The 24450-nt window shown below is 39.6% G+C and carries 28 protein-coding genes; 14 read left to right on the plus strand and 14 right to left on the minus strand.

Annotation, left to right across the window (positions count from 1 at the left end):
- Positions 1-52: 52 nt before the first annotated feature.
- On the plus strand, positions 53-1273 hold the full coding sequence (locus ACGTJS_RS08390) for an MFS transporter (RefSeq protein ID WP_410471736.1): 1221 nt from the start codon (positions 53-55) through the stop codon (positions 1271-1273).
- A 172-nt stretch (positions 1274-1445) separates the two neighbouring features.
- Here ACGTJS_RS08390 and holA read toward each other — a convergent pair whose 3' ends face one another.
- The 6 genes from holA to ACGTJS_RS08420 all read right to left on the minus strand — a co-directional run bounded on the left by holA (position 1446) and on the right by ACGTJS_RS08420 (position 5482).
- The gene (holA, locus tag ACGTJS_RS08395) at positions 1446-2477 is read right to left on the minus strand and encodes a DNA polymerase III subunit delta (RefSeq protein ID WP_410471737.1); all 1032 of its coding nucleotides are present in this window, start codon (positions 2475-2477) and stop codon (positions 1446-1448) included.
- Between the two features lie 46 nt (positions 2478-2523).
- Positions 2524-3081 carry a hypothetical protein gene (locus ACGTJS_RS08400; protein ID WP_410471738.1) on the minus strand — a complete coding sequence of 186 codons (558 nt, stop codon included), beginning with the start codon at positions 3079-3081 and terminating at the stop codon, positions 2524-2526.
- 21 nt (positions 3082-3102) lie between these two features.
- Positions 3103-3456 (minus strand): hypothetical protein, encoded by a 354-nt coding sequence (locus tag ACGTJS_RS08405; protein WP_410471739.1) that lies wholly within the window; start codon positions 3454-3456, stop codon positions 3103-3105.
- Positions 3457-3488: 32 nt separating this feature from the next.
- Entirely contained in the window at positions 3489-3875 is a 387-nt protein-coding gene (locus tag ACGTJS_RS08410) for an SCP2 sterol-binding domain-containing protein (RefSeq protein ID WP_315041951.1), read from the minus strand.
- A 93-nt stretch (positions 3876-3968) separates the two neighbouring features.
- The gene (locus tag ACGTJS_RS08415; protein ID WP_315041953.1) at positions 3969-4316 is read right to left on the minus strand and encodes a PilZ domain-containing protein; all 348 of its coding nucleotides are present in this window, start codon (positions 4314-4316) and stop codon (positions 3969-3971) included.
- A 35-nt stretch (positions 4317-4351) separates the two neighbouring features.
- Complete coding sequence (locus ACGTJS_RS08420) at positions 4352-5482, minus strand: DNA-directed DNA polymerase (RefSeq protein ID WP_410471740.1); 1131 nt, start codon at positions 5480-5482, stop codon at positions 4352-4354.
- Positions 5483-5613: 131 nt separating this feature from the next.
- Here ACGTJS_RS08420 and ACGTJS_RS08425 point away from each other — a divergent pair, with 131 nt between their 5' ends.
- From ACGTJS_RS08425 to ACGTJS_RS08435, 3 genes are all read left to right on the plus strand, one after another.
- The gene (locus ACGTJS_RS08425) at positions 5614-7908 is read left to right on the plus strand and encodes a site-specific recombinase (RefSeq protein WP_410471741.1); all 2295 of its coding nucleotides are present in this window, start codon (positions 5614-5616) and stop codon (positions 7906-7908) included.
- 42 nt (positions 7909-7950) lie between these two features.
- On the plus strand, positions 7951-8721 hold the full coding sequence (locus tag ACGTJS_RS08430; protein ID WP_410471742.1) for a Nif3-like dinuclear metal center hexameric protein: 771 nt from the start codon (positions 7951-7953) through the stop codon (positions 8719-8721).
- 611 nt (positions 8722-9332) lie between these two features.
- Positions 9333-10649, plus strand: a complete 1317-nt coding sequence (locus ACGTJS_RS08435; RefSeq protein ID WP_410471743.1) for a transglycosylase SLT domain-containing protein — start codon at positions 9333-9335, stop codon at positions 10647-10649.
- A 48-nt stretch (positions 10650-10697) separates the two neighbouring features.
- On the opposite strand, the gene ACGTJS_RS08440 is transcribed toward ACGTJS_RS08435, so the two are convergent.
- Complete coding sequence (locus ACGTJS_RS08440) at positions 10698-11531, minus strand: symmetrical bis(5'-nucleosyl)-tetraphosphatase (protein ID WP_410471744.1); 834 nt, start codon at positions 11529-11531, stop codon at positions 10698-10700.
- A gap of 129 nt (positions 11532-11660) precedes the next feature.
- Entirely contained in the window at positions 11661-12509 is an 849-nt protein-coding gene (gene rsmA, locus ACGTJS_RS08445) for a 16S rRNA (adenine(1518)-N(6)/adenine(1519)-N(6))-dimethyltransferase RsmA (protein ID WP_410471745.1), read from the minus strand.
- A gap of 255 nt (positions 12510-12764) precedes the next feature.
- On the opposite strand from rsmA, the gene ychF reads away from it, so the two are divergent.
- The 9 genes from ychF (at position 12765) to ACGTJS_RS08490 (ending at position 20564) form a co-directional block, all read left to right on the plus strand.
- Entirely contained in the window at positions 12765-13856 is a 1092-nt protein-coding gene (gene ychF / locus ACGTJS_RS08450; RefSeq protein WP_315041970.1) for a redox-regulated ATPase YchF, read from the plus strand.
- Positions 13857-13881: 25 nt separating this feature from the next.
- Positions 13882-14562: a lipoprotein-releasing ABC transporter ATP-binding protein LolD gene (gene lolD, locus ACGTJS_RS08455; RefSeq protein WP_410471746.1), complete on the plus strand. Its 681-nt coding sequence runs from the start codon at positions 13882-13884 to the stop codon at positions 14560-14562.
- Positions 14563-14680: 118 nt separating this feature from the next.
- Positions 14681-15421, plus strand: a complete 741-nt coding sequence (gene cmk / locus ACGTJS_RS08460; RefSeq protein ID WP_410471747.1) for a (d)CMP kinase — start codon at positions 14681-14683, stop codon at positions 15419-15421.
- Between the two features lie 128 nt (positions 15422-15549).
- Complete coding sequence (gene rpsA / locus ACGTJS_RS08465) at positions 15550-17226, plus strand: 30S ribosomal protein S1 (protein ID WP_410471748.1); 1677 nt, start codon at positions 15550-15552, stop codon at positions 17224-17226.
- 150 nt (positions 17227-17376) lie between these two features.
- A protein-coding gene (locus tag ACGTJS_RS08470) for an IS5 family transposase (RefSeq protein WP_410471559.1) occupies positions 17377-18197 on the plus strand; the annotation gives its coding sequence in 2 pieces (ribosomal slippage) (positions 17377-17761 and positions 17761-18197; 822 coding nt in all).
- A 146-nt stretch (positions 18198-18343) separates the two neighbouring features.
- Complete coding sequence (locus ACGTJS_RS08475; protein ID WP_315044022.1) at positions 18344-18640, plus strand: integration host factor subunit beta; 297 nt, start codon at positions 18344-18346, stop codon at positions 18638-18640.
- A gap of 122 nt (positions 18641-18762) precedes the next feature.
- Complete coding sequence (locus tag ACGTJS_RS08480; RefSeq protein WP_315044024.1) at positions 18763-19104, plus strand: LapA family protein; 342 nt, start codon at positions 18763-18765, stop codon at positions 19102-19104.
- Between the two features lie 24 nt (positions 19105-19128).
- On the plus strand, positions 19129-19821 hold the full coding sequence (gene pyrF / locus ACGTJS_RS08485; protein WP_410471749.1) for an orotidine-5'-phosphate decarboxylase: 693 nt from the start codon (positions 19129-19131) through the stop codon (positions 19819-19821).
- Positions 19818-20564: a histidine phosphatase family protein gene (locus tag ACGTJS_RS08490; protein ID WP_410471750.1), complete on the plus strand. Its 747-nt coding sequence runs from the start codon at positions 19818-19820 to the stop codon at positions 20562-20564. The genes pyrF and ACGTJS_RS08490 overlap by 4 nt, the downstream gene beginning before the upstream one ends.
- A gap of 108 nt (positions 20565-20672) precedes the next feature.
- On the opposite strand, the gene ACGTJS_RS08495 is transcribed toward ACGTJS_RS08490, so the two are convergent.
- The 3 genes from ACGTJS_RS08495 to ACGTJS_RS08505 form a co-directional block, all read right to left on the minus strand.
- Positions 20673-21860 (minus strand): fatty acid desaturase, encoded by a 1188-nt coding sequence (locus ACGTJS_RS08495; protein WP_410471751.1) that lies wholly within the window; start codon positions 21858-21860, stop codon positions 20673-20675.
- A 193-nt stretch (positions 21861-22053) separates the two neighbouring features.
- Positions 22054-22347 (minus strand): hypothetical protein, encoded by a 294-nt coding sequence (locus ACGTJS_RS08500; RefSeq protein ID WP_315044034.1) that lies wholly within the window; start codon positions 22345-22347, stop codon positions 22054-22056.
- A 98-nt stretch (positions 22348-22445) separates the two neighbouring features.
- The gene (locus tag ACGTJS_RS08505) at positions 22446-22586 is read right to left on the minus strand and encodes an entericidin A/B family lipoprotein (RefSeq protein ID WP_410471752.1); all 141 of its coding nucleotides are present in this window, start codon (positions 22584-22586) and stop codon (positions 22446-22448) included.
- Positions 22587-22804: 218 nt separating this feature from the next.
- Between ACGTJS_RS08505 and ACGTJS_RS08510 the strand changes: the two genes are divergently transcribed.
- Positions 22805-23329, plus strand: a complete 525-nt coding sequence (locus ACGTJS_RS08510; protein WP_410471753.1) for a tRNA (cytidine(34)-2'-O)-methyltransferase — start codon at positions 22805-22807, stop codon at positions 23327-23329.
- A gap of 36 nt (positions 23330-23365) precedes the next feature.
- On the opposite strand, the gene ACGTJS_RS08515 is transcribed toward ACGTJS_RS08510, so the two are convergent.
- Genes ACGTJS_RS08515 through ACGTJS_RS08525 form a run of 3 tightly spaced genes read right to left on the minus strand, consistent with a single transcriptional unit; the run spans position 23366 to position 24437 of the window.
- Positions 23366-23680, minus strand: coding sequence for a TusE/DsrC/DsvC family sulfur relay protein (locus ACGTJS_RS08515; RefSeq protein WP_315043791.1), 315 nt, complete (start codon positions 23678-23680; stop codon positions 23366-23368).
- 21 nt (positions 23681-23701) lie between these two features.
- Positions 23702-24016, minus strand: a complete 315-nt coding sequence (locus ACGTJS_RS08520) for a hypothetical protein (RefSeq protein ID WP_315043789.1) — start codon at positions 24014-24016, stop codon at positions 23702-23704.
- A gap of 40 nt (positions 24017-24056) precedes the next feature.
- The gene (locus ACGTJS_RS08525) at positions 24057-24437 is read right to left on the minus strand and encodes a DsrE family protein (RefSeq protein WP_410471754.1); all 381 of its coding nucleotides are present in this window, start codon (positions 24435-24437) and stop codon (positions 24057-24059) included.
- Between the last annotated feature and the right edge of the window lie 13 nt (positions 24438-24450).

A 24450-nucleotide genomic window follows, 5' to 3' on the forward strand; every position in this document is an offset into this window, starting at 1 on the left:
CAAGGGCATTTTCGGCTAAAATAGTGTTTTTTCAAAAAAACTGTCTATCTATATGAAAAATCAGCCAAATTCCATCACGCCAACACCCTCAAAAATCTTTGTCATCATGATTATCATAGCGATTATTTTATTGGCAATCAATATGCGATCGCCGATTATCGGTTTTGGGGCGGTGGCACATTTGGTACAGGCGGATTTGGATTTGTCCACTAAAACCATCGGCATGATAGGGGCAATTCCGATGATTGCCTTTGCGACCAGTTCGTTTATCGCTCCCAAAATTTCGCAAAAAATCGGACTGGAAACCACGCTTTTTATCGCCAGTGTGTTGTTGGCTTTGGGAATTTTTGGGCGAGTTTGGCAGTTACATTTTGTTGGGCTACTCATGGGAACGGTGCTGTTATCGCTTGCGATTTCGCTTGGTAATGTGCTTGTGCCTGCGGTGATAAAAAAATATTTTCCCAACAAAATTAGCTTAGTGACAGGTATGTATTCTTTGACTTTATCGGTGATGGCAGGCGTGTCGGCAGGGATTGCGATGACTTTGGTCAGTTTTAAAAATTGGCAATTTGCGTTAGGCAGTTGGGGAATGGTGTCTATTTTGGCAAGTTTTGCGTGGTTGTTTATTGTGTTAAATACGCAAAAAAATCAACAAAATTTTGTCAAAATCACCGAAACGATTGCCAAAAATCAAAACAAAATTTCGGTCTGGCAAATGCCGATGGCGTGGTTTATCAGCATATTTATGGGTGTGCAGTCGCTGTTGTATTATACGCTTGCGTCATTTTTGCCAAGTTTGTTAATTGATAAGGGTTTGAGCGAGCAACAAGCGGGCAATGTGGGTATGTATTTTCAGTTGATGGCGTTTCCGTCCATTGTGCTTTTGACAAAATGGGTCGGGCGTGGCGGTAGCTTGCGGTTGATGGCGGTGTTGGCAAGTGTTGTCAATTTGCTTGGTGTGGTCGGTTTTGGTTTTTTGTCCAATCAGTTGGCGTGGTTGTGGTCGGTGAGTGCAGGTTTTGGTTGTGGGATTATTTTTACCTTGTGTTTGATGTTGTTTACCATCAAAGCCAATAATAGTGAACAAACTGCCGAACTTTCAGGCATGGCTCAAAGCGTGGGTTATAGCATTGCGATTTTTGGACCATTATTGACAGGTTGGCTCAAAGATATGTCAGGCGGTTGGATGTTGCCAATGATGTTGTTAAGCGTTTTAATGGCAATCAATTGTGGATTTGCGTGGCTTGCAACGCAAAACAAATCTTTGTCTTAATTTATAGTAAAAGAGCCTTTAAAATACTACGTTTCCGTTCGTGGTGAGCTTGTCGAACCATGAGCGGTTTTCCACTTCGCTACGCTACGTCTTGCGAAACAGTGTTTCTCACCTTCGATAAACTCAGGGCGAACGGTTTTCTTTAATAAATTATAGTTTGGGAAGAAGTCTATTATATTTGGCGAAATAATTTCACCCCAGCCACCGACAACGCCAACTGATACAACAATTCCCAAGCGGGCTGCTGTACAAGCCCTTTAATCGCTTGGTCGCATTGGTATAACATCGTCGTCCAATTGCCAAAATCTGTGGCATTTTTAAAATGCCGATTTAACGCATTTTGGTACAAGCCTTGTTTGTTTTGCCAAATGCCCAATTCTGTAAAATTTTGTCCACTTGCCAAACCTTGCAACGTTCGCATATCTTTGGCAATCACCCATAACACAAGACTTTCAGGCTCTTCGGCGTGTTTTAAATGATTTAGAATATCCACCACTTTTTTGCCATCACCGCTAAGCATGGCATCGGATAAATCAAAAGTAGTAAAATGCGACTGACTGACCAAACCGTCTTGCAACTGCATTTCATCAAGCATTACAGATTCATTTGTACTGTTGCCAAAAGCAGGATTGTACAAAAATGACAACCGCCAAAGCGTCTGATACGCACTTAATAGGTTGTGTTCGGTGTGGTGCATGAGCTGTTGCCAAGCGTTTTGGGAAAGGGCAATGCCAAAATTTTTGGCTTGGGCGTTTAAAATGTCAAAGCGTTGTTTTTCTTGATACAGTTGGCAATCAATCACATGACCACGCTCGGCAAATGCTTGAAAAAAAGCAGTTTTTTGGCTTTTTTTGTCAATTTTATCCATCAACACAACCAAACAATTATCGTTATTTTGTTCGGCAAAAGTTTGTAATTGTGCCAGACTGTCTTTGTCAGGTTTGTGATTGCCTTGGGTGATAATCACTTTTTTATCATCAAATAATGACAAGCTGTTTAGCTCGCTCAAAACTTCTTGCCAAGACTTGCTACTGGTGATATCCATACGGCTCACCGACATGGACGCAGATTGCCAAAGCGGGCGAAATCGCTCAATCAGCCATTGCGGTAACAAGGGTTCATCGCCATGCAAAAGCCAAAGCCCTGTCGCAGGGGCGTTCATATTTTGAGCAAGTTCAAAGGCTTTTAAAAAAGACTGTTGCATGGGTGCGGTTAAAAATTTGATAATTTTTTTAAAAAAATATGTAAAGTCAAGGATTTGTGTTATTCGTTATCAACGCATTGCTATTCACCTGTGGCAAACTTAACGCCATATATTGGTCGGCGATACGCTCGGCTAGGTTGTCATACAGCCAATTTTGGATTTGGTCGGCTTGCGGATTGTCAATATTGACGCTGGCTTGGTCGTATTGGTAGCTACGTTGGACTTGTATGGTATTGGTTTTATTGATAATTTTGCCATTTTGTAAAACGTGATAAGTAACATCAGCCGACATTACCATACGGATTTCGGTCAAAACGCCACGCAGTTGAAAATTTTGCAAACGAATATTTTTTACTTCAATACTTGGGGTTTGGCTGTTTGGGGTATTATTGTCAGTTGTGGTTTTGATGGCAAGTAGGCTAAATTTACCATTTAACGCATTTTTTAAAGCGATATCCGCTCGGCTATTGCCAAAAATCAAGGTGGTAGTGGGAATGTTTTGCGACATTGGCGTTTGATAACCACGCAAATGAAAACCGCAAGCCGTCATTTGTAAGCCCAAAATACCGACCAACATTGCCGAAAAAAAATGCTGTTTTGCCATAAATTTTCTCTTTTTTCGCCTTTAACCAATCAACAAATTCACGCCTTGACGAATACCAAAGCCCAGCCAATACAAAATATTTGCCATCACAATCATGGTAACAATGGTGGCAACAAGGCGAATACTCGCAGGTTGTTGCACGGGCGAATTGTCAGGGTCGCTTGCTGACAGTTGGGCGATGGCTTGGTCTTCTAGCTTGATATACATCATGCGTAACACGCTGTGAATGATGATAAACACAGGAATACAAGTCCAAATCACCAACAACGCACCGACCAAAAAATTTAACAACAAGGCAATGTTGCTGATTAAATTGATGGTTTTGCCTTTTGGTGTTTGGCTCACATCAGGGCGATTGGCTAACATTGGATTCATATTTTTGCCTGTTTTTTTGTTTTTAAGAAGTTTTATATTTCAGTTATTGCCAAAATATTTTTAAGCAGTTGTTTTTGCTCTGGGCTTGGGCTGGCGGTTTGGATAGACATCAGTTGTCCCATATCGCCATCAACACGGATTTTACCTGCCATAAAGGCTTCCATAGCATAATTCATATCACGTTCTAAAAATACTTTTTTTAGGGTGTTAGTGTCAAGGTTTAATGTCGTTAAAGCACCGTCTTTTGTGCCTTGATGAATGACACCGTCATAAAATGATGCACCGATGGTTTCGTTATTATCAGTTACGTTTAAATTGATAGACAAATTTTTGATAGCAGGTGGCAAGTTTAAATCGCCTGCTTGTGCGGTTAAATCGTTTACTTGGTTAAACCAATCTTGAGATAAAAATTTTGCCATGAGAATTTCCTTTATAAAAGTTTAAAAACAGCGATTATAACACGAAAATGGCGATTTTTTGTTATTTTTGGTAGTCGTTAGTTGGTTATCAAATTATAGGGTAAAGGTTGGTTTATCACCGCTTAATTGCCCTGCTAACAAACGCTCAATTTCGTTTTTGATACGTAAACCTGCTTCGTCTTTGCTTAATTGCAACGCATAACCTGCGGGGCGATTGCCTTGACTGCGATGATGTACCCAGACGACTTTACCATTTAACGGCATACGTTCGCTACTACCTGGTAGGGTAATGGTGATAAAGGTCTGAGCTCCAAGGGTTTGCTCTTGGGTGCTGGGCACAAAAATTGCCCCATTTTGCATATAAGGCATATAACTTGCGTAAAGTTTTTCAACGGTATCATAGTTAATCGTGGTAATACCGCCACGAGAAGGCATTGCCATGGTATTTCCTTTTTAAAAAATTGATAAAGATTATTTTAACACAATTGCATTGCATTTATTAGTTTATCATAACACAATTTATCTTGAATATGTTGCCGTCTATCTTGCCAAATTTGTTCAATAACATTTTGTAATGACAAAATGCCAAGCATTTTTGGCATAGGTTGCAGTTTATCCCAATTTAAATCACTTTGAAGGCTTGGTAACTGATTGACAATGTAGCCCACTTCTATCAACATAATTTGGGATAAGTACAAAAAATCGCTTAAACTTAAATTTTTTTGCCAATAATCGCTTGCTTGAATGGGTGTTCGGTTGCCAGAACGCACCGCTTGCCAGCTATTTATCCACATTTGGCGGTGTTGATACCATTGGCTGTGCAACATATCCATTGCCACAAATGGGGCATAAGACGACAGATGATTGACTTGTTCTAAGTCGGTTAAATGGGCATTTGGTAATTGGTTTTGCATAAAATTAAGCGATTGATGGGGCAAAATATGACTGACTTTAAACGACTGCAAACGTGAACGAATGGTCGGCAATAGCTGTGATGGCGTATCGCTTAGCAAAAACATCAGCACATTGTCGGCAGGTTCTTCCAAAGTTTTTAACAAAGCATTGCTCGCCCCAAGCGTCATCTGGTCGGCTTGGTGAATCACCACGATTCGCACGCCATGACTGGACTGCTGTACAAAAGGTTGCATAGTTCGGATATCGTCAATTTTGATGGTGGTCGTGGCTTGGTGCGTAGGGCTTTCATCAAGGATTTGATTTTTTTTGGGCGATTTTTCTGCTTCTAATAATGGTTTTGGCAGTTGGTACAAATTTGGGTGCGTGTTGGCAATCAGCCATTGACAGCTTTCACAATGTCCGCAAGCGGTCTGCATGTCGTGTTTTTGGTTATTTTGACAAAACGCCCACGCCACAAAACGATACACAAATGCCCGCTTGCCTGTGCCTGCATTGCCACCGATTAAAATGGCGTGGGGCAAGGCTTTTGTTGAATTTTGGTAATGATTTGTAAAATATTGCCAAGTGTCTTTTTGCCAAGGCAACAGTTCGGCAAAAAGCCAAGATTGTACGGTCGTTTGCAAAACAGGGTCTGGCTGATGATAATGCACAAAAGAATTGTCTGGCGTGTTTAGATGGTCAGTTGTTGTCATTTTTGGTAATTTTTTGTATAACAAGTTTGTATTAAATCATAGTTTGTTGCAAAAAAATAGTGGATTTTTTGTCAAAAGTAGATTAAATTTTCCCTTTTTATTGTAATCAATCTTTTATTAAGGCTTTTATTTTGACAACCATTTTAAATAACAACGATAATAATAACAGCACCGTCATAACGCTACAACGTGAGCTTGCTCGTATTTTACAAGAAATCACGGACAATCAAAGCACGCCTGACGTGAAAATTTTTAAACAATTGTTAGACAATCTGCGTGAAAACAGCGATGACGAAAGCAGTGCAAATGAACATATGTCTATTTTTGTGCGTTTGTTACGAGAGAAAAAGGCATGGGCTGATGGATTGAGTGTGTTTTTGCTCAATTTGATTGCACAATACAGACAGACGGCAGTTTATACCGATATGGGTATTTTGTCGGATGAAAGTTTTTTATCGCAGTTTCATTTGTTATTGGGTCAGCGTATTTTACCACCTGTTCCAGATGATAAAGAGTTGGTAACGCTATTTCATTTACTTTTTAACAAAAAAAATCATGAGTGGATAAAGCTGATTAACGAGCGTTGGTGGCTTGAGTTGGTGTTGCTGTTAAATCCACCTGTTGGCACCGAAAAAATTGTCAATCAATTAAAACAAAATATTTTAAAAGCGATTGTGATTTTGTCGCACCGCATCAGTGGTGTGGGTTTGCACGCTGATATGTTAAAAGTTTTTCCCAATCCGCAGTCCAATCAGCACACTTTTATTGAAATCAATCACGAAGTGCGAGAGTTTATTGAGCATTATGAAAGTAATCATTTGGTTGAAGACAACCATGCGTTGCCTGTAGAACCTGCCGATAGCAGTCAGATTTTTGTTTTGACCGACCAAGCCGAAGTGATTTTGCAAAATATTCGCAAACGTATTCACAAAACAGGGATTACCATTCGCACGACCAATATGTTGGTGCGTTTGGAACAAAGTATTCACCGTCTTGAGCTGTTATTAACGTTGTTATCATCGGATAGAAATAGCCAAAAAAAGGCGTTGGTAGAACTGATTCATACGTTATATGAAGGGTCGTATAATCGGGGTAGTTTTAAATATTTATTTAGTATTAACACGGCATTGCTATCTCGTAAAGTTACCGAAAATGCCAGTAAAGTCGGCGAGCATTATATCAGTACCGATACTAAAGGCTACCAAAAAATGTACAAAAAAGCCGCCATTGGGGGCTTGTTAATTGGTTTTATGGCATCGCTCAAAGTGTTGGCAGGTAGTCTTGATGTGGCGTTGTTTGGTGTGGCTTTTATTTATAGTATGATTTATGGTTTGGGCTTTGTGTTGATTCACATTGTTGGCGGTACGGTTGCGACCAAACAGCCTGCGATGACGGCGGATGCGATTGCATCCACCATTTCAGAGACGACAGGGCGAAAAGCAGGGCAAATGACCAAGCTTGCCGAGCTTGTCGTGGATATTTTGCGAACGCAGTTTATTGCGATTATGGGGAATATTTCTATCGCCATGCCGATTGCGTTGGGCATTTCGTTGTTTTGGTATTTTGTGATTGGTGAACCGTTTACCAGTATCAAAAAAGCCGACCATTTATTACATGATTTAAATCCGTTTACTTCGCTTGCGATATTTCACGCAGCGATTGCAGGCGTGTATTTGTATATTTCAGGCTTGATTGCAGGGTATTATGATAACTTAGCGGTGCATAGCCGTATCGGTGAACGTCTGCGAGCCCACCCAAAACTCAAATCATGGGTTCGCCCAGACCGCTTAGAACGCTTTAGCCATTTTATAGAAAGCAATCTGGGTGCGATTATGAGTAACTTTTTATTTGGCGTGTTCTTGGGAAGTACAGGCACGATAGGCATTATTTTGGGCTTGCCGTTAGACATTCGCCACATCGCCTTTTCATCTGCCAATTTTATTCACGGTATTTTTAATATGTATGCCAACACAGGCATTGTCCCTGAGATTGGCGTGATTTTGGTAAGTTTGTTTGGCGTGATTGTCATTGGCATGATTAACTTGTTGGTGAGTTTTTCATTGGCGTTGGTTACGGCACTACGTGCGCGTAATGTCAAAATGTTTGAATGGAAATATCTATTTGGACTGGTATCATCGCACTTTTTTAACCAACCATCAGACTTTTTTATCCCACGTAAAGAACCGATGAAATACGCCCTTATTGATAACGATGGCAATGTGATTTATTTTGATGACAAACATGAAAAACACGAAAAAACAGAAAAACCCGAGCCAAAATCTGAGCTAAGCCCAGCCGAAAAATTGGCAAAAGTAGAAAAATTATCGCAAAGCGAAATTGACGAAAAAAAACAAGCCATCAAAGACAAAGCTGTGGAAAAAATCTTAGAACCAAACAATCACACAAACCCAAAATTACCAAAATAATTTATAAAAATAAGTTGATAAATTTGTAAAAAAGAGAAAGTTATGCCAAACAAAACGATGAAACCCACCGAACTTACCAACTGGCTAGATGAGCTATTAAAAGCGGACGAATTTCAAGACTATTGCCCCAATGGACTGCAAGTGGATGCCGATACGCCCATTTCGCATATCGTTACAGGCGTAACCGCCAATCAAGCCTTGATTGATAAAGCGATTCAAGCCAATGCCCAAGCCATCTTGGTACATCATGGCTATTTTTGGAAAGGCGAACCTAGCCCACTCACAGGCATGAAAGGCAAGCGTATTCGCACCCTTTTACAAAACAATATTTCACTGATTGGCTATCATTTGCCATTGGACGCACACCCCATTTTTGGCAACAACGCCCAACTTGCCAAAGCCTTGGGTTTAACTTTAACAGAAGCCTTATACCCACACGAAAAAAATCCTGTCGGCAATATCGCAACGCTGGACAAGCCCATGCCAGTCGCTGATTTTATCCAAAAAATTGAAACGTCTTTGGGACGTAAGACCCTACATTTGTCAGGCAATAACAAAACCATCTCACGCATTGGTATTTGTACAGGTGGCGCTCAAGACATGATTGAGCAAGCCATCAAACAAGGCTGTGATGCTTATATCTCGGGCGAAGTGTCCGAACGCACCACCCACATCGCAAGCGAAATGGGCATAGAATATTTTGCCTGCGGACATCATGCGACCGAACGTGGCGGTGTCAAGGCATTGGGCGAATATGTGCAAGAACAATTGGGCTTAAAGGTCAGCTTTATTGATATTGACAATCCTGTTTAATTGATTTTTTCAATAATAAAATTTTGTTTTTATAATTATAAATTAAATTGTTGAATTTTATAGATTTAATTAAAAAACAGCCGTAATTTTACCGATATTTTACAAAATTTACGCAAAATAACATGACGACCAAAATCATTTGTAATAAAATATGTCAAGTTATGTATTGCCATGCTTTGCCAAGATATCGCATGACATACGTTGATAGAGGTTAAATTTTATTTTTGGATAAGTGGTATTGTTTGATTTAGGCATAATACAAAAAACACCACGCAATAGAATGCGTACCCACATACAGACAGTGCTACGAACCGTATCCTTAAATTGACCGTATATAGTATTTTATTTTTTTATGATTGGATAATTTTTTACCCTGTGTAGGAAATTATCACCGTCATAGGTTTAAAAAGAGGTAACCAGTTTATCTCTTTTTTTAGCGTTAAATGGTAACGACCTATTTTGGATGAGAACACTTTTTGGATAGTTGTAATTATCAAATATTGTTGAGCTTTTGATAATTTCAAAAATGCGTTCATTAACCGTTTTCATTTGGCATAGTTCATATTATATAATTTAACGCTCGCAACGTATGTGTGCAAACGGAGCTACACATGCAACCAACAACAATTTATAAAATAACAAAACCATTAAAACAGTTACCAAAATTATTAAATTTACAAAATTTAGTTTTTAAACCTGTTTCTCACCATTTCACCGAGTGTTTAGACGGTCACTTTGTGTTTGACACACCAAAACCCCAAACAACACATGGTTTTTTCCAACGCTTTAATCCAAAACTTCGTTTAAAAAATTGGTTAAAAATTTTTGGGATTTTGAGTTTTATTTTGCCATTAAGCTATTTTGCCAGTGATATGCGACAAGCTATTTTTACGCCAGTAGAAGAAACCGTCAGCGTGAACAAAGACTTGCCTATGATTTTGCAGGATAAGAAAATGACAGTTGCGACTGTTGCTGATAATAGTTTGTACTTTGGGCAAGATGGCTATGAACACGGCTTTGGCGTTGATGTCATGCGTGGTTATGCCAGTCATTTGGGCGTTGATTTGACGACTTTGGTGGTCGCAGATGAACAAGAAGCGATGACAGCTGTGGCGACAGGACAAGCGGATTTGGCTTTGACCAATGTCAATGTTTCTCAAGAAGTAGTCCAACTTAACCATGTTAGCCTAAGTTGTGGGCAAGATTATTTGTCAGCACATGGTTTAAATCAACAGATGAGCTTGCAAATCCCAAAAAGCAGTGTTGATTTAACCAAAAGTGCCAATGACTTTTTGTGCGATAGCAATGTCGTTACCACCAATCAACATTTGGCACAGTTTTATAATCAAGATGTGTTTCAAAATGATTATAGCGAACAAAAGTTTAATAAAATTATGAAAGCCAGTTTGCCAATTTACCAGTCTGCTTTTAAACACAATGCCAAACAGCATGATTTGGATTGGGAATTATTGGTGGCGATGGGTTATCAAGAGTCGCAGTTAAATCCAGAAGCCGTTTCGCCAACAGGGGTTAAAGGCATTATGATGTTAACCAATGACACGGCGACAGCGATGGGCGTAACCGACCGTGTGAACCCTGTGCAAAGCATCCAAGGTGGGGCAAAATACTTTAACATTATTAAACAAATGTTTGGTAATGTGCCTGAGTCTGACCGCATTTGGTTTAGCCTTGCGTCCTATAATATGGGGCTACAAGCCATCAAAAATATCCAAGCCAAGCTTTCCGCTGATGGCAAAAATGGCAACAGTTGGGCGGAAGTGTATCGCTATTTGGTAGAAAATCAAAGCAGTAATTCACGCTATACCCAGTGTATTCACTATGTTACCAATATTCGTGGCTTTTTGGAAACGCTCAAACAAGAAAGCAAAAATTCCTCCGAAGCACTGGTCGCCCAAAAAATCGCTTAATATTTAAAACATAAATAAAAAGGTGGAAAATTCCCACCTTTTTATTTTTTAGCCTTTACAACCTGTGCAAAACGTTTTGCCATCACCTAACCGATAGGCTAAAAGTTCTCCGCCCCAGACACAGCCAGCATCTAAGGCTCTGACTAATTTTGTGTCTATTTTGGCTTTTAAACCCGCCCAATGACCGAACAAAATTTTACGCTCACGTTCCACTTTCCACTCAAACCAAGGACGAAAACCGTCTGGCATGGTGTCATCAAGCGTGGATTTAAAGCTAAATTCTAACGTGCCATCGGCTTGACACAGTCGCATACGGGTAAAATAGTTACAAATATGTCGCATACGGTCGTAGCCTGACAGCATGGGCGACCATTTTTCTATGTTATCGTTGCTGTTATACAGGTTGGGTAATAGGCGGTCTAATTGCCACAGACTGCTTTGTAACTGGGTTTGCAGTTCTTTGGCGTGCATTTTAGCTTGTTCAATCGTCCAATGCGGTGGAATACCTGCATGGGTTAAAACGGTTTTGTCATCTGGAAAAGCCAACAAAGGTTGAAAACGCAACCAATTTAACAATTCATCACAGTCTTTTGCGTCAAAAATTGCTTGGGTTTTGTCCTTTTTTTTGAGTTTTGCCACACCACGCCAAACGGCGATTAAATTAATATCGTGATTGCCAAGTACGGTTTCGGCACAGCCTTTTTCGCACAAATTTTTGACAAAACGCAACGTTGCCAAACTGCCCTCGCCACGAGCGACCAAATCGCCTGCGAACCACAATTTATCTTGTTTTTCATCAAAATTAATTTGTTTTAATAGATTTTGCAAATCTGCAAAACAGCCTTGAATATCGCCGATAACGTACTGATGACGAAAATACATACTTGCTACAACCCCTAGAAAAAAATTCTACTTTTATTAGAAAACTGATCATTATGGTTCTTTTTGCCAAAAAATCTAATTTTTTAAATAAATTGTTTTTTTTAAATAATTTTATTTTGTGATAATGCCCTATGTTGATAAATGAGTAATGACATTACTTAAATTGACAAAATCACGCACGCTTAAGGTTTCTGGGCGTGCCATTGGGTCAAGTCCTGCATTCATCAAATCTTGTTCGCTAATGGTTGGCAAACTTGGTGATTTTTTGAAAATCGCTCGCAAAGTTTTGCGTCTATGATTAAACGCTTCTCGCACCACAAGGGTAAATATTTTTTCATCATTGGCAACTATCGGCTTTTGTTGATAAGGCGTTAAACGAAACACCGCACTGGTAACTTTTGGCGGTGGATTAAACGCCCCATTCGGCACGGTAAGCAAATATTCAGTTTCACAAAAATACTGCATCATCACCGACAATCGCCCGTATTCTTTGCTATTGACTTCAGCCGTAATTCTGTCCACAACTTCTTTTTGGAGCATAAAGTGCATATCTTGAATCACATCGGCAAATGTTAGCAAATGAAACAATAACGGCGTGGAAATATTATACGGTAGATTGCCGACAATGCGTAATTTTTTGTAGGTTTGGCTGTCGTTTGATTGAGCTATTTTTGCGAATAATTCACGATAATTCACGTCCATCGCATTGGCTTTGACAATCGTCAAGCCATCATTGCTATTCGCTCCAATGCGAATCCGCAAGCTATCCGCCAAATCTGTGTCCAACTCCACAACGGTTAATTTGTCCACTTCTGCCAACAAAGGTTCGGTAATCGCTCCCATGCCCGGTCCAATTTCTAGCATGAAATCATCACGATTGGTGCGAATGCTGTCAATGATTTGGCTGATAATGCTTTTGTCGTGTAAAAAGTTTTGCCCAAAGCGTTTTCTAGGTTGGTGTTGTAAAAAAGTTGCCACAAAGTTTTCCTATTGGTTAAATTGATTAAAATTGGCGTATTATAGCACAGTTCGTTTTGTCGGTTGATTGTCATTTTACCAATTTTAGCTTGGTGTTTTTACCCAGATTTATCAACTTCTTTTTGTAATTTTGTATAACTCACAACTTTTTACCTTATTTTTATCAAAAATTATCACGGATAAATACATACAATAGCGTATTTTTTTGTTAGAATACAATATTTTTTAAATTCAATTTTATAAGCGAGAAAAAATATGGGCTTTAATTGTGGTATTGTTGGCTTGCCAAACGTTGGTAAATCAACGCTATTTAATGCTTTAACCAAAGCAGGCATTGCCGCCGAAAACTTCCCTTTTTGTACCAAGGACCCAAACACAGGCATTGTTCCTGTGCCAGACCCACGCCTAAAACAGCTTGCCGACATTGTCAAACCTGAACGAGTATTGCCAACGGCGATGGAATTTGTGGATATTGCAGGGCTTGTCGCAGGTGCGAGTAAAGGCGAAGGTATGGGCAATCAGTTTTTGGCAAATATCCGTGAAACCGATGCGGTAGCCCACGTTGTCCGCTGTTTTGATGATGACAATGTCATTCACGTTGATGGGCGTGTCAGTCCGCTTGACGACATTGAAACCATTAATACTGAACTTGCGTTGGCAGATTTGGAAGCGGTGAGCCGTGCGATTATCAACGTTGGCAAAAAAGCCAAAGGCGGTGATAAAGATGCCAAAGCCATGCTTGATGTGTTTAATAAAATTGAGCCGTTTTTGGCGGACGGCAAACCTGCTCGTATGGCAAATCTTGACGATGACGAGAAAAAACTAATTAAAAGTTACGGTTTAATCACGTTAAAACCTGTCATGTATATTGCCAACGTTGCCGAAGATGGTTTTGAAAACAATCCATATCTTGACCAAGTGCGTGAATTTGCTGAAAAAGACAACGCCATTGTCGTACCACTGTGCAATCAAATTGAAGCGGAAATCGCCCAACTTGATGAAGACGAAAAAGCCGAGTTTTTGGAAGGCATGGGCATGACAGAAGCAGGGCTTGACCGTGTCATTCGTGCAGGTTACGAGCTATTAAATATGCAAACTTATTTTACCGCGGGCGTAAAAGAAGTGCGTGCGTGGACTGTGCCTGTGGGAGCGACTGCACCGCAAGCCGCTGGCGTAATTCATACGGATTTTGAGCGTGGTTTTATCCGTGCTGAAGTGATTGCCTTTGATGATTTTATTGAATATCAAGGCGAAAAAGGAGCAGCCGCTGCAGGTAAAGCACGCCTTGAAGGCAAAACCTATATCGTACAAGATGGCGATGTCATGCACTTTAGATTTAATGTTTAAAATAATTGTAAAGATTAGTTAAAATATGAGTGAAATTTTAAACGCCAAAAACATTAGCAAAGTTTATCAAGATGGCAAAAATACCACGACCGTGCTAAACGGCTTAAACATCACCGTCAATCGTGGCGAAAAAATCGCCATTGTTGGCACAAGTGGCTCTGGCAAAAGTACGCTTTTGCATATTTTGGGGGGGCTTGACGTGCCGACCCAAGGCGAAGTTTGGCTACATGGTAAGCTGATTAATCAACTGAACGAAACCGAGCGTGGCAATTTACGCAATCAACATTTGGGTTTTATTTATCAGTTTCACCACCTGTTAGCCGAATTTACCGCTATTGAAAATGTCGCCATGCCGTTGCTTATGCGAAATGACGTGCCAATCAACACCGCACGAGATGAAGCGATTGACTTGTTAAAAAAAGTCGGATTAGAACACCGTTTGACCCATCGCCCCGGTGAATTGTCAGGCGGTGAGCGTCAGCGTGTGGCTATTGCTCGTGCGTTAGTAACAAAGCCGTCTTTGGTGTTGGCTGATGAGCCGACAGGCAATTTGGACTATGCCAACGCCCAAGCGGTGTTTGAAATTTTAACACAGCTACAAAATGATTTTAGCACAGCATTATTGATGGTAACGCATGACAGACAGCTTGCACAAATGGCGGATAAGCAACTTGCCATGCAAAACGGCAGTTGGGCGACCATGTAAAACAGATGTTAATATTCGTATGTGCAAAAAATTTTATGAATGCTATTTCCAACAAAAGCAAAGCATGTTATAATAATCCGATTTTTTAAACTAACCAACTTGATTTTTTATTTTATTAATGTCAAATTCAACTTTAACATCAAATCCAGCCATCATCACTATTGATGGGGCAAGTGGGGCAGGCAAGGGGACTTTAACCACTCGTCTAGCCGATACCTTGGGATATGCGATGTTAGACTCTGGGGCTTTGTATCGGATTGTCGGTTTTATGGCAAACGAACAAGGCTTGTTAGACGATAATAGTGATGACACATTATTAGAAGAAAAACTTGCCAATTTAACCCAGTCTTTAACCATTCACTTTCAAAAAGCCAAACAAAATTCTGAACATATCAGCGTGATTGTCAATGAACAAGACATCAGCGATTTTATTCGCACCGAAAAAGTGGGCGAATATGCCTCAAAAGTGGCAGTTTTTCCAAAAGTACGCACGGCTTTATTGGATTTACAAAAAAATATGGCAGTTGGGGTAAAAGGTTTGGTCGCTGATGGGCGAGATATGGGAACGGTGGTGTTTCCGAACGCACCACTCAAGATTTATTTGGTTGCATCAGCACAGGCACGAGCCGAACGCCGTTTCAATCAACTAAAAAATGCAGGCAAGACAGCCGATTATAATGAAGTGCTTGCCCAAATCATCGCACGAGATGAGCGTGATAGTAGTCGAGCGGTTGCCCCTGCAAAACCTGCTGATGATGCGATTGTGATTGACAGTTCGGTGTTAAATGCCGAGCAAGTTTTTGCACAAGTTTGGCAGTTATGCCAAGAGAGACTGTGCCAAGAGCGAAATTTGGTTTAAAATTTTTATTGATTTTTACAATTTTTTTGATTTTTTATTAACCCATAAAACCAGCAATTTGTTAATAAAAAGTCATCATTTGAACCGTACTGTGCTGGACAGGCTACGGCTATATAAAGGTATATTTTATGATGGAATCATTTGCTGAACTGTTTGAAGCCAGCCAACAATCATTTCAAGTTGAACGCGGTGCTGTTATCTCAGGTAAAGTAGTAGCGATTGACGATGACCGTATCATTGTTGATACTGGTTTAAAATCTGAAGGTGTGATTGACCGTGCAGAATTTTTGAACGAACAAGGCGAGCTTGAAGTTGCGATTGGCGACGAAGTGCAAGTTGTTGTAGATTCGGTTGATAACGGTATGGGTCAAACCCAACTTTCTCGTGAAAAAGCAAAACGTGTTGAAACTTGGAGCGTACTAGAAAAAATCCATGAAAACAATGAAATTGTTATGGGTCTTATCTCTGGTAAAGTTAAAGGTGGTTTCACGGTTGATATCGGTTCAGTACGTGCATTCTTACCAGGTTCATTGGTAGACACTCGTCCAGTGCGTGACACCGCTCACCTTGAAGGCAAAGAGCTTGAGTTCAAAATCATCAAACTTGACCAAAAACGCAACAACGTTGTGGTAAGTCGCCGTGAAGTGATGATGGCTGAAAATTCAGCAGAGCGTGAAGAATTGCTATCTAACCTAGAAGAAGGTCAAGAAGTTACTGGCGTGGTGAAAAACCTAACCGATTATGGTGCGTTTGTTGATTTGGGCGGTATTGACGGCTTGTTACATATCACTGATATGGCATGGAGACGTATCAAACACCCATCAGAAGTAGTTGAAGTTGGTCAAGAACTAAAAGTTAAAGTCTTGAAATTTGACCGTGAGCGTAACCGTGTGAGCCTAGGCTTGAAACAACTAGGTACTGACCCATGGCAAGACGTGCTAAACAATTATCCAAAAGGTACAAACGTGAAAGCACGTGTAACTAACTTGACGGATTACGGTTGTTTTGCAGAAATCGCTGATGGCATTGAAGGTCTTGTTCACGTATCAGAAATGGACCACACCAACAAAAACATCCACCCATCAAAAGTGGTACAAGTGGGTGATGAAATCATGGTTCAAATCCTTGATATTGACGAAGAACGTCGCCGTATCAGCCTAGGTATAAAACAAACCATGCCAAACCCATGGGAAGAGTTTGATAAAAAATACGCCAAAAACGACAAAGTATCAGGTACAATCAAATCAATCACTGACTTTGGTATCTTTATCGGTTTAGAAGGCGGTATTGACGGTTTAGTTCACTTATCAGACCTATCATGGACTGAAAATGGCGAAGAAGCAATCCGTAACTACAGCAAAGGCGACACCGTTGAAGCGGTTATCCTATCTGTAGATGCAGAGTCAAACCGTATCAGCCTAGGTATCAAACAATTAAACAGCGACCCATTTAATGAGTTCCTGAGTGCTAATGACCGTGGTGCGATTGTTAAAGGTAAAGTAACTGAAGTTGATGCCAAAGGTGCAAAAGTATTTTTAGCAGACGAAGTTGAAGGTTACTTGCGTGCATCAGAAATCCAACAAGAAAAAGTAGAAGATGCTTCTACTGTATTGAATGTTGGTGACGAAGTTGAAGCAAAAATTGTTGGTGTAGACCGCAAATCACGCTCAATCAACTTGTCAATCAAAGCCAAAGATGAAGCAGAACAACGTGATGCCATCAAAGCTTTGAGTGCAAACAACATTGAAGCACAGCCAAAAACCATTGGTGACTTAATCAAAGAACAACAAAACAATCAAGAATAATTGATACATTGTTTGTTAATTGATAAAAAAAGCGACTATCAAATTTAGTCGCTTTTTTTTGGCATTTGAGAAAAAAAATAGAGTAGACCTCTTTCCAAACCTTAATAGTGATTTGGTATAATACTGATTTTTAGAAAAAACAGCAAAAGCATGATACCCGAACAAGCAGAAAAACTCAGTGACGCACAATTTAAACGCTACTTTGGCATCCAAAGAAGTACCTATACTCATATGCTCACCATACTACAAGAAGCATACAACGAACAACACAAAAAAGGTGGCAGGAAAAATGAAATCAGCCTAGAAAACAAGCTCATGCTGACTTTGAGTTACTACCGAGAATATCGCACCCAATTTCACCTAGGGCAAGACTTTGGTATCAGTGAAAGTGCTGTCTGTAAAACCATCAAATGGGTAGAAAGCATACTGATAGCCCACAAAGACTTTGCCCTACCTAGCAAAAAGGCTTTATGGCAAGACCCAAACCTTGAAACCGTACTGATAGACGCAACCGAAGTACCTTGTGAGCGACCCAAAAAAAGCAACGCAGGCAATACTCAGGTAAAAAGAAACACCACACCTTAAAAGCACAAATCGTTGTCGATAAAAACAGCAAAAAAATACTTTGTACCCATTTTAGCAAAGGTAAAACCCATGACTTTAAACTTTACCAATACTCAAAAATGCGTATAAAGCCTAGTATCTTAATCCAAGTAGATTCGGGCTATCAAGGCATACACAAACACCATGCCAATAGCAAATTCCCAAAAAAGAAAACCAAGCTTAATCCACTATCTAAAGTTGACAAACAAGCCAATCGAGAATTAGCTTCTGAACGGGTAACCAATGAACATGTTATCGGCAAAATCAAACGTTTTAAAATCCTAGCCTGTCGTTATCGTAATCGCAGAAAACGCTTTGGCTTAAGGGTTAATTTGATTTGTGCCATTTATAATTTCGAGTTGGGTTAGTTTGGAAAGAGGTCTAGTAAAATGAATTTGCTTTTGATATAATGTAAAAATTATATAATAAAAATGTAAGTTTTGGTGATGATTGTTGATGATAATGCTTGTTATCAGAACATCAAATTGTCATTTGCTATTTTAACAGAGGTTATATGGAAAAAGTTATCAATAAATCTGATTTGATTGATAAACTATCAAATGAGTGTCGCACATTGTCAGAAGAAACGATTGAAGAGGCGACAAAACAGCTTTTAGAACTGATGACAGAAACTTTGACGAATGATGGACGAGTGGAAGTGCGTGGTTTTGGTAGTTTTAGTTTGCACCATCGCAAACCTAGAACGGCAAGAAATCCAAAAACAGGTGAAAAAGTTTCGGTACAATCCACCGCAATTCCGCATTTTAAACCAGGCAAAGCCTTGCGTGAATCGGTAAATCAAGGTGTATAATTGACGCTACAATTTGGTCATAAATTTGTAACAAAATAGCAAAAGGGCGATAAAAATTCGCCCTTTTTTATTAAAAAAACGTATAATACCATTCAAATTATCCATTTTTTAAGGAATTTATCATGCGTTATTTGATTGCGATTTTATTGTTTTTGGTGTTTGCTTACTCGTTGATGTTGGTGATTGTGAATAGCCACCAAGTTGAAGTGAATTTGTTGTTTAGCCAAGTACCACAGATGAACTTGGGCTTGATGTTGATTATTTGTATCATGCTTGGCATGATTGCAGGGGTGATGTTGGCGTTGATTTTGTTTAAAGTGTTACAAATGAAATTGGAAAATCAACGTTTAATCAAAGAATTAAACCAAACTCGTGAAAAACTCATGCAAACGCAACATAATTACGAACAGCATTTGAGCCAAAATGCCGATGTTGGGCTATCAGCCACTGTCAAACAACCATAATCAATCATCAGTGAAGGGTAAATTATGAAAGTAACATCACCTGTTATTGTGGCTTTGGATAATATGAATCAAAGCGAGGCGTTGGCATTGGCGGATAACATTGACCCAACGCTATGCCGTTTAAAAGTTGGTAAAGAATTGTTTACCAAATATGGCACGGACATTGTCAAACAACTTCATCAACGCAATTTTCACGTATTTTTGGATTTAAAATTCCACGATATTCCCAATACCACCGCCAAAGCGGTGTTAGCGTCAGCGGATTTGGGCGTGTGGATGGTGAATGTTCACGCCAGTTGTGGCCTAAAAGCCATGGAGACAGTAAAACAGCGATTAACGGAACAAAATTATCAAACTTTGGTGATTGCGGTGACAGTTTTAACGTCCATGAGCGAGCAAGATTTGGTGGATATTGGCATTCATGACAGCGTGGAAAACCATGTAAAACGTTTGGCACTTTTGACAAAACAAGCAGGACTTGATGGCGTGGTGTGTTCTGCTCAAGAAGCCACTATGCTAAAACAACTGTGCGGACAAGATTTTAAACTGATTACCCCTGGTATTCGCATGGCAGATGACAATGCGGACGATCAAAGCCGTATTTGTACGCCCAAGCAAGCTATTAACAATGGTTCGGACTTTTTGGTAATAGGACGCTCTATCACCAAAGCCGATGACCCAATGGCAAAATTGCAACACATATTAGCGAGTTTATGATGGTTACCAATCCTTTACCGCCATTGCTTGACCACTTACCACCGAGCATGATGCAATCGGTGAAAATATTGCCAAAAAATGAACGGTTGATTTTATTTACCAGACATTCGTTGAGAGAGCCGTCCGACAAAAATGGCTTTGCCAGTTATGCCTTGCCTTTGACGGTGAATGGGCGAGTATTGGCTCGTGCATGGGGGCGTTGGCTTGCCACACATTTGGACTATTCAATGGACGTGGATAGTATCAGTAGTCCAATTGGGCGGTGCATTGATACGGCGATTTTGATGCAAGAAGGTGCGGGCATTGCTCGGCAGATTTCGCACCAGTCGTTATTGGTTGAGCCGGGCAGTTTGGTGGTTGAACCTGAACAAGTGGGCGAGATTTTTAAACAAATCGGTGCGTTAAATTTTATCAACCGTTTTTTGGCAAGGGATTTGGTTGGCACAAAACTACCAGAACAAGGTGGATTGGATATCTTACGCCTATTTTATGAACATCAGCCCAAACATGGACATTTGTTGCTTGCAGTTAGTCATGATACGTTGTTGTCAGCGTTTTTGGCGGTGGTAATGGGGGTTGAAAAAATTGATTGGAATGATTGGCTAAAAATGATGGAAGGCACGTTTTTGTGGTTTGATGATAAACCATTTGAGCAGGCAAAAGTCCATTTTATTTGGCGTGGTACAGAATATCAGCGACAATTAAGTGAATTATTAGACAAAGATTTATTGGGTAAAAAGTAAAATTTTGTCAAATTGTTTTGCAAAAACGTTGTGAATACAGGTTCTTATTATTTTTTTTACACAAAAAAGACTGATAAAATTACCAGTCTTTTTTATTGATTGTAACGATTAAGCCATTTTACCCTGCAAACTTGCCAAGGCTTGTTCCAACTGTTTGGCGTGTTGTTGCATTTTTTGTTCAATCGCTTGCATTTGGTCTTTCAATTTTTCATCAACTTCGTGCAAACGTTGGGCAAATTCATTTTTTTTCATCTCAATCGCTTGAGCTTTTAGGGCTTGCCATTCACTAATGGTTTGTTTAAAGGCTTGTTGTTCATTGACAATCCGCTCTTTAAACAGTTGCAAATCGGTCGTCAAATTGCCTGTAAAACCGTCAATATGGTTTTGTGCGGTTTTAAATTTCATCTCAACTTGGGCGTGTTGTATCGCCACATCAGGCACACGTTTTAAATCCCACGCAAGCCCCACTTTTGACAAACCATAAATAATCCATTTGGTTGGGTCGTATTGCCACCATTTTACGCCATTGCGATAGTCATATTGAAAATAATGATGGTAATTGTGATAGCCTTCGCCCCAAGTAAATAACGCCAAAATTGGATTATCACGAGCGGTATTGGTGTCGGTATAAGGGCGAGTACCGAACATATGACAAAGCGAATTGATAAAAAACGTACAATGATGGCTAATCACCAAACGTAACAAACCAGCCAAAATCATCGTGCCAGCAATATCGCCAACCAACCAACCGAATAACAACGGAATACCAATATTGGTTAATAACACCCAAAAACCGTAATATTTATGCTGAATTTGTAAAATGGGGTCGGTGGTCAAATCTGGAATATTTTTGTAATCAAAATTGCCACTTGGATAATTTTTTAACATCCAACCGATATGCGAAAACCAAAAACCACGTTTCACCGAGTAGGGGTCTTGCTCTACATCATCAACATGGCGGTGATGAGTGCGGTGTCCGCTACACCAGTCAAAAACCGAACTTTGTACGGCAAACGTACCGCCAATCAGCCAAAACCATTTTAAAACAGGGTGAGTCTGATACGCACGGTGCGACCAAAGTCGATGATAACCTGTGGTAATACTCAAACCACTCCACGCCAAACAAAACGCAAACACCGCCCACACTTGCCAAGTCACATCATGCGTCCACAGATAATACGGCACCAAAAATAATGCCAAAATCGGCGTACTCACCAGTACAAAAGCAGGAATCCAGTTAATCGGTGCATTGTCAAAACTGCTGGATTGGTTGTTGGGTTGATTGGCAGTTGTCATCACAGTATCCATCGGTTAAAAAATTGATTTATTGTACCTTAAAAAATATTTAAAGTGAATACTTGTAAACTAAAAATTTGTAACCAATACGTTGTTTTATATGACAAAACCACCGACCATAAAAAAATCCAACAAAAATCTGAACATATCAGGTGTTGGGATTTTTCATAAATTAACAAAACCATCTACAAAACTAGTAAGGATTGGGCTGTGGAATGGCTTGCGGATAGCCGTTTTGTGTGTAACCAGTCTGTGGATAGGTATAGTTTTGCGGATTTTGATACGTGTAATTTGGATTGTTGGTGGTATAAGTCGTGGCATTTTGTTTACGAAGTTGGTTGTTATAACTGACCTTGTCTGCGGTATTTTGGATACCTGTGCCAATGCTTGCGATATCTGTGCCGATACCACGAATGGTATTACAACCTGTCAATAAAAAACAAGGCAAAAGGCTAACAATAATGGCTTTTTTCATCACTTTTTTCATAAAAATACTCGTAAAAATAAAAATGAATATAACAAAAAATTGTGATAAGGTAAAAAAACTCACCAAAATGATGAGTTTTTTTATTGTTTTAACAATAATTAGATTTTGTTTTTAACTTTTTGAGCAGTGTTTGACACAGCTTCACCTGTTTTTGAAACGTCTTTGCCAAAACCTTTGATGGTGTTACAACCAGTCAATACAAAAACAGAAGCGATAGTTGCGATAACTAATTTTTTCATGATAAAGTCCTTAAATGTTTAGGGTTTTAGAGTAATCAATCAACTTGATTATGGTTAATCTTTCGTGAAATAAATAATTAACTCGTGCTTATAATAACGGTAAAAAATTTACTATACTATGGTTTTAATGTAAATTTTTTTGCTAAATTGTAAAAATTTACCAATTTTTGCAAAAAAACGTTAAACTATGCTATTTTTACCAAACTGATTGAAAAAATATGATTCACATTGTACTTTTTGAACCCAAAATGCCAAGCAATACAGGCAATATTATCCGGCTTTGTGCCAATACTGGGGCGAGTTTGCACCTTGTAAAACCCATCGGATTTGATTTAGATGATAAAAAACTTCGCCGTGCGGGGCTTGATTATCATGAATGGGTGAATATGCAAGTGCATGATAATTTTGAAGATTGTTGGCAAAACCTGCAAAATCAAGGCGTTGAGCGAGTCGTGGGCTTAACGACTAAGCTTAGCAAACCTTTATATGAACAAGATTTTGGCAATGTAAAAAACATTGCCTTGGTGTTTGGGTCAGAAACGGCAGGCTTAAGCGATGACGTACGAGCGATGATTGGCGAGCAAAATTGGTTGCGTTTGCCGATGTTGCCGACTTCTCGCAGTCTAAATTTGTCCAATAGCGTGGCGATAACCTTGTTTGAAGTATGGCGACAGCAAGGTTTTATAGGCGATACAGGGCAAAGTGTGGGCTATGATAATCTTGTGCCGTATGACCCAAAATAGCCTAAGCAAATTCTAAACATTCATCTTGATAAAAATTTACAAACAATTCGCAGGTTTTGGCAAGCCCGCAATACGATTAACATGGCGAGCGACAAGCCCTGTATTAAACAAACTTTGTAATTTGGCGTTATCAATCTGATATTGTGGCAACGTTTGGCTTAAATATTTAATCAATGGGCGAGTGGTCGGTGGGTGGCTAAAATTGGCATAATAATCACGCACCGCTTGCAAAATCGCAAAATGCTCTTCGGTGAGTTGTACGTCAAGCGTATCTGCAAGCGTTTGGGCAATATCCGTTGTCCAATCTGTATGGTTAAGCAAATGTCCGTCAGCGTCTAATTCAATGTTCATGCTTTTTTCCAAATTTTTTAATTATAAGTAAAAAACCGTATCAAACGGTTCAATCGTTGTCGGTTGCTGTATAAGTTGATTTTGACAAGACAAAGTTACCGATGACAATTTGGCAAACTGTTCGGCAGATAGCCATGCCTTTGGCATATCGTACAAATCTAACGAGCTTAACATACTGGCAAATTTGCCGTTTGGTTCTTTAACCAAATTTTTAAATAAGCATTCACCGATATTAAGCTGAATGTCATGCTCAAAACTTGCCAATGCAAACGCCATAGACAAAGCTTCATGACACAGTAAATCATTATTGGCGTGGATATGGATTAAAATTTTCATAAATAATTGTTTTTAAAGTTTTTTTAAGATTGATAAATGATTAAAATTGATAAACATCAGTTGAGTTATGTAAGTGCATGGCAAGCTCACCAAGCCCTACCAAACTAAAATTTTCTGCAATATTATGATTTGTTAAACCATGTCGTTTTGCGTTTTCACCGTCCACAACCCCACGAGCCAAAGCGGTACTCACGCATACTTGAATGGTAAAATTGTGGGTTTTGGCAAGGTTTTGCAAGGTTTTGGCAGGATTTGGCATATCGGCAGGTAGCCATGTGAGTGGATTGGCAAGGTGAACCGCTTCACCGTACAAAAAAACGTGAAAATCGGTTTTGTGGTTTTGGCATAAATTATCAATCAATTCAATGCCTTGTAGTGTACTATTGTCAAAGGGGGAATGGGTAAAAATTAAGGTTTTCATCGTGGTTATGTTG

Source organism: Faucicola mancuniensis (genome assembly GCF_046523945.1).
Taxonomy (GTDB): domain Bacteria; phylum Pseudomonadota; class Gammaproteobacteria; order Pseudomonadales; family Moraxellaceae; genus Faucicola; species Faucicola mancuniensis.

Coding starts and splice junctions, on each gene's coding strand:
- ACGTJS_RS08515 (WP_315043791.1), bottom strand. CDS start 23,680: ATGAACATTGAATTAGACGCTGACGGACATTTGCTTAACCATACAGAT.
- ACGTJS_RS08500 (WP_315044034.1), bottom strand. CDS start 22,347: ATGAAAAAAGTGATGAAAAAAGCCATTATTGTTAGCCTTTTGCCTTGT.
- ACGTJS_RS08435 (WP_410471743.1), top strand. CDS start 9,333: ATGCAACCAACAACAATTTATAAAATAACAAAACCATTAAAACAGTTA.
- ACGTJS_RS08520 (WP_315043789.1), bottom strand. CDS start 24,016: ATGAAAATTTTAATCCATATCCACGCCAATAATGATTTACTGTGTCAT.
- ACGTJS_RS08440 (WP_410471744.1), bottom strand. CDS start 11,531: ATGTATTTTCGTCATCAGTACGTTATCGGCGATATTCAAGGCTGTTTT.
- ACGTJS_RS08420 (WP_410471740.1), bottom strand. CDS start 5,482: ATGACAACAACTGACCATCTAAACACGCCAGACAATTCTTTTGTGCAT.
- ACGTJS_RS08480 (WP_315044024.1), top strand. CDS start 18,763: ATGCGTTATTTGATTGCGATTTTATTGTTTTTGGTGTTTGCTTACTCG.
- ACGTJS_RS08490 (WP_410471750.1), top strand. CDS start 19,818: ATGATGGTTACCAATCCTTTACCGCCATTGCTTGACCACTTACCACCG.
- ACGTJS_RS08505 (WP_410471752.1), bottom strand. CDS start 22,586: ATGAAAAAATTAGTTATCGCAACTATCGCTTCTGTTTTTGTATTGACT.
- ACGTJS_RS08510 (WP_410471753.1), top strand. CDS start 22,805: ATGATTCACATTGTACTTTTTGAACCCAAAATGCCAAGCAATACAGGC.
- ACGTJS_RS08525 (WP_410471754.1), bottom strand. CDS start 24,437: ATGAAAACCTTAATTTTTACCCATTCCCCCTTTGACAATAGTACACTA.
- ACGTJS_RS08430 (WP_410471742.1), top strand. CDS start 7,951: ATGCCAAACAAAACGATGAAACCCACCGAACTTACCAACTGGCTAGAT.
- holA (WP_410471737.1), bottom strand. CDS start 2,477: ATGCAACAGTCTTTTTTAAAAGCCTTTGAACTTGCTCAAAATATGAAC.
- ACGTJS_RS08475 (WP_315044022.1), top strand. CDS start 18,344: ATGGAAAAAGTTATCAATAAATCTGATTTGATTGATAAACTATCAAAT.
- rpsA (WP_410471748.1), top strand. CDS start 15,550: ATGATGGAATCATTTGCTGAACTGTTTGAAGCCAGCCAACAATCATTT.
- ACGTJS_RS08415 (WP_315041953.1), bottom strand. CDS start 4,316: ATGGCAATGCCTTCTCGTGGCGGTATTACCACGATTAACTATGATACC.
- cmk (WP_410471747.1), top strand. CDS start 14,681: ATGTCAAATTCAACTTTAACATCAAATCCAGCCATCATCACTATTGAT.
- ychF (WP_315041970.1), top strand. CDS start 12,765: ATGGGCTTTAATTGTGGTATTGTTGGCTTGCCAAACGTTGGTAAATCA.
- lolD (WP_410471746.1), top strand. CDS start 13,882: ATGAGTGAAATTTTAAACGCCAAAAACATTAGCAAAGTTTATCAAGAT.
- ACGTJS_RS08495 (WP_410471751.1), bottom strand. CDS start 21,860: ATGACAACTGCCAATCAACCCAACAACCAATCCAGCAGTTTTGACAAT.
- ACGTJS_RS08390 (WP_410471736.1), top strand. CDS start 53: ATGAAAAATCAGCCAAATTCCATCACGCCAACACCCTCAAAAATCTTT.
- ACGTJS_RS08405 (WP_410471739.1), bottom strand. CDS start 3,456: ATGAATCCAATGTTAGCCAATCGCCCTGATGTGAGCCAAACACCAAAA.
- ACGTJS_RS08410 (WP_315041951.1), bottom strand. CDS start 3,875: ATGGCAAAATTTTTATCTCAAGATTGGTTTAACCAAGTAAACGATTTA.
- ACGTJS_RS08400 (WP_410471738.1), bottom strand. CDS start 3,081: ATGGCAAAACAGCATTTTTTTTCGGCAATGTTGGTCGGTATTTTGGGC.
- pyrF (WP_410471749.1), top strand. CDS start 19,129: ATGAAAGTAACATCACCTGTTATTGTGGCTTTGGATAATATGAATCAA.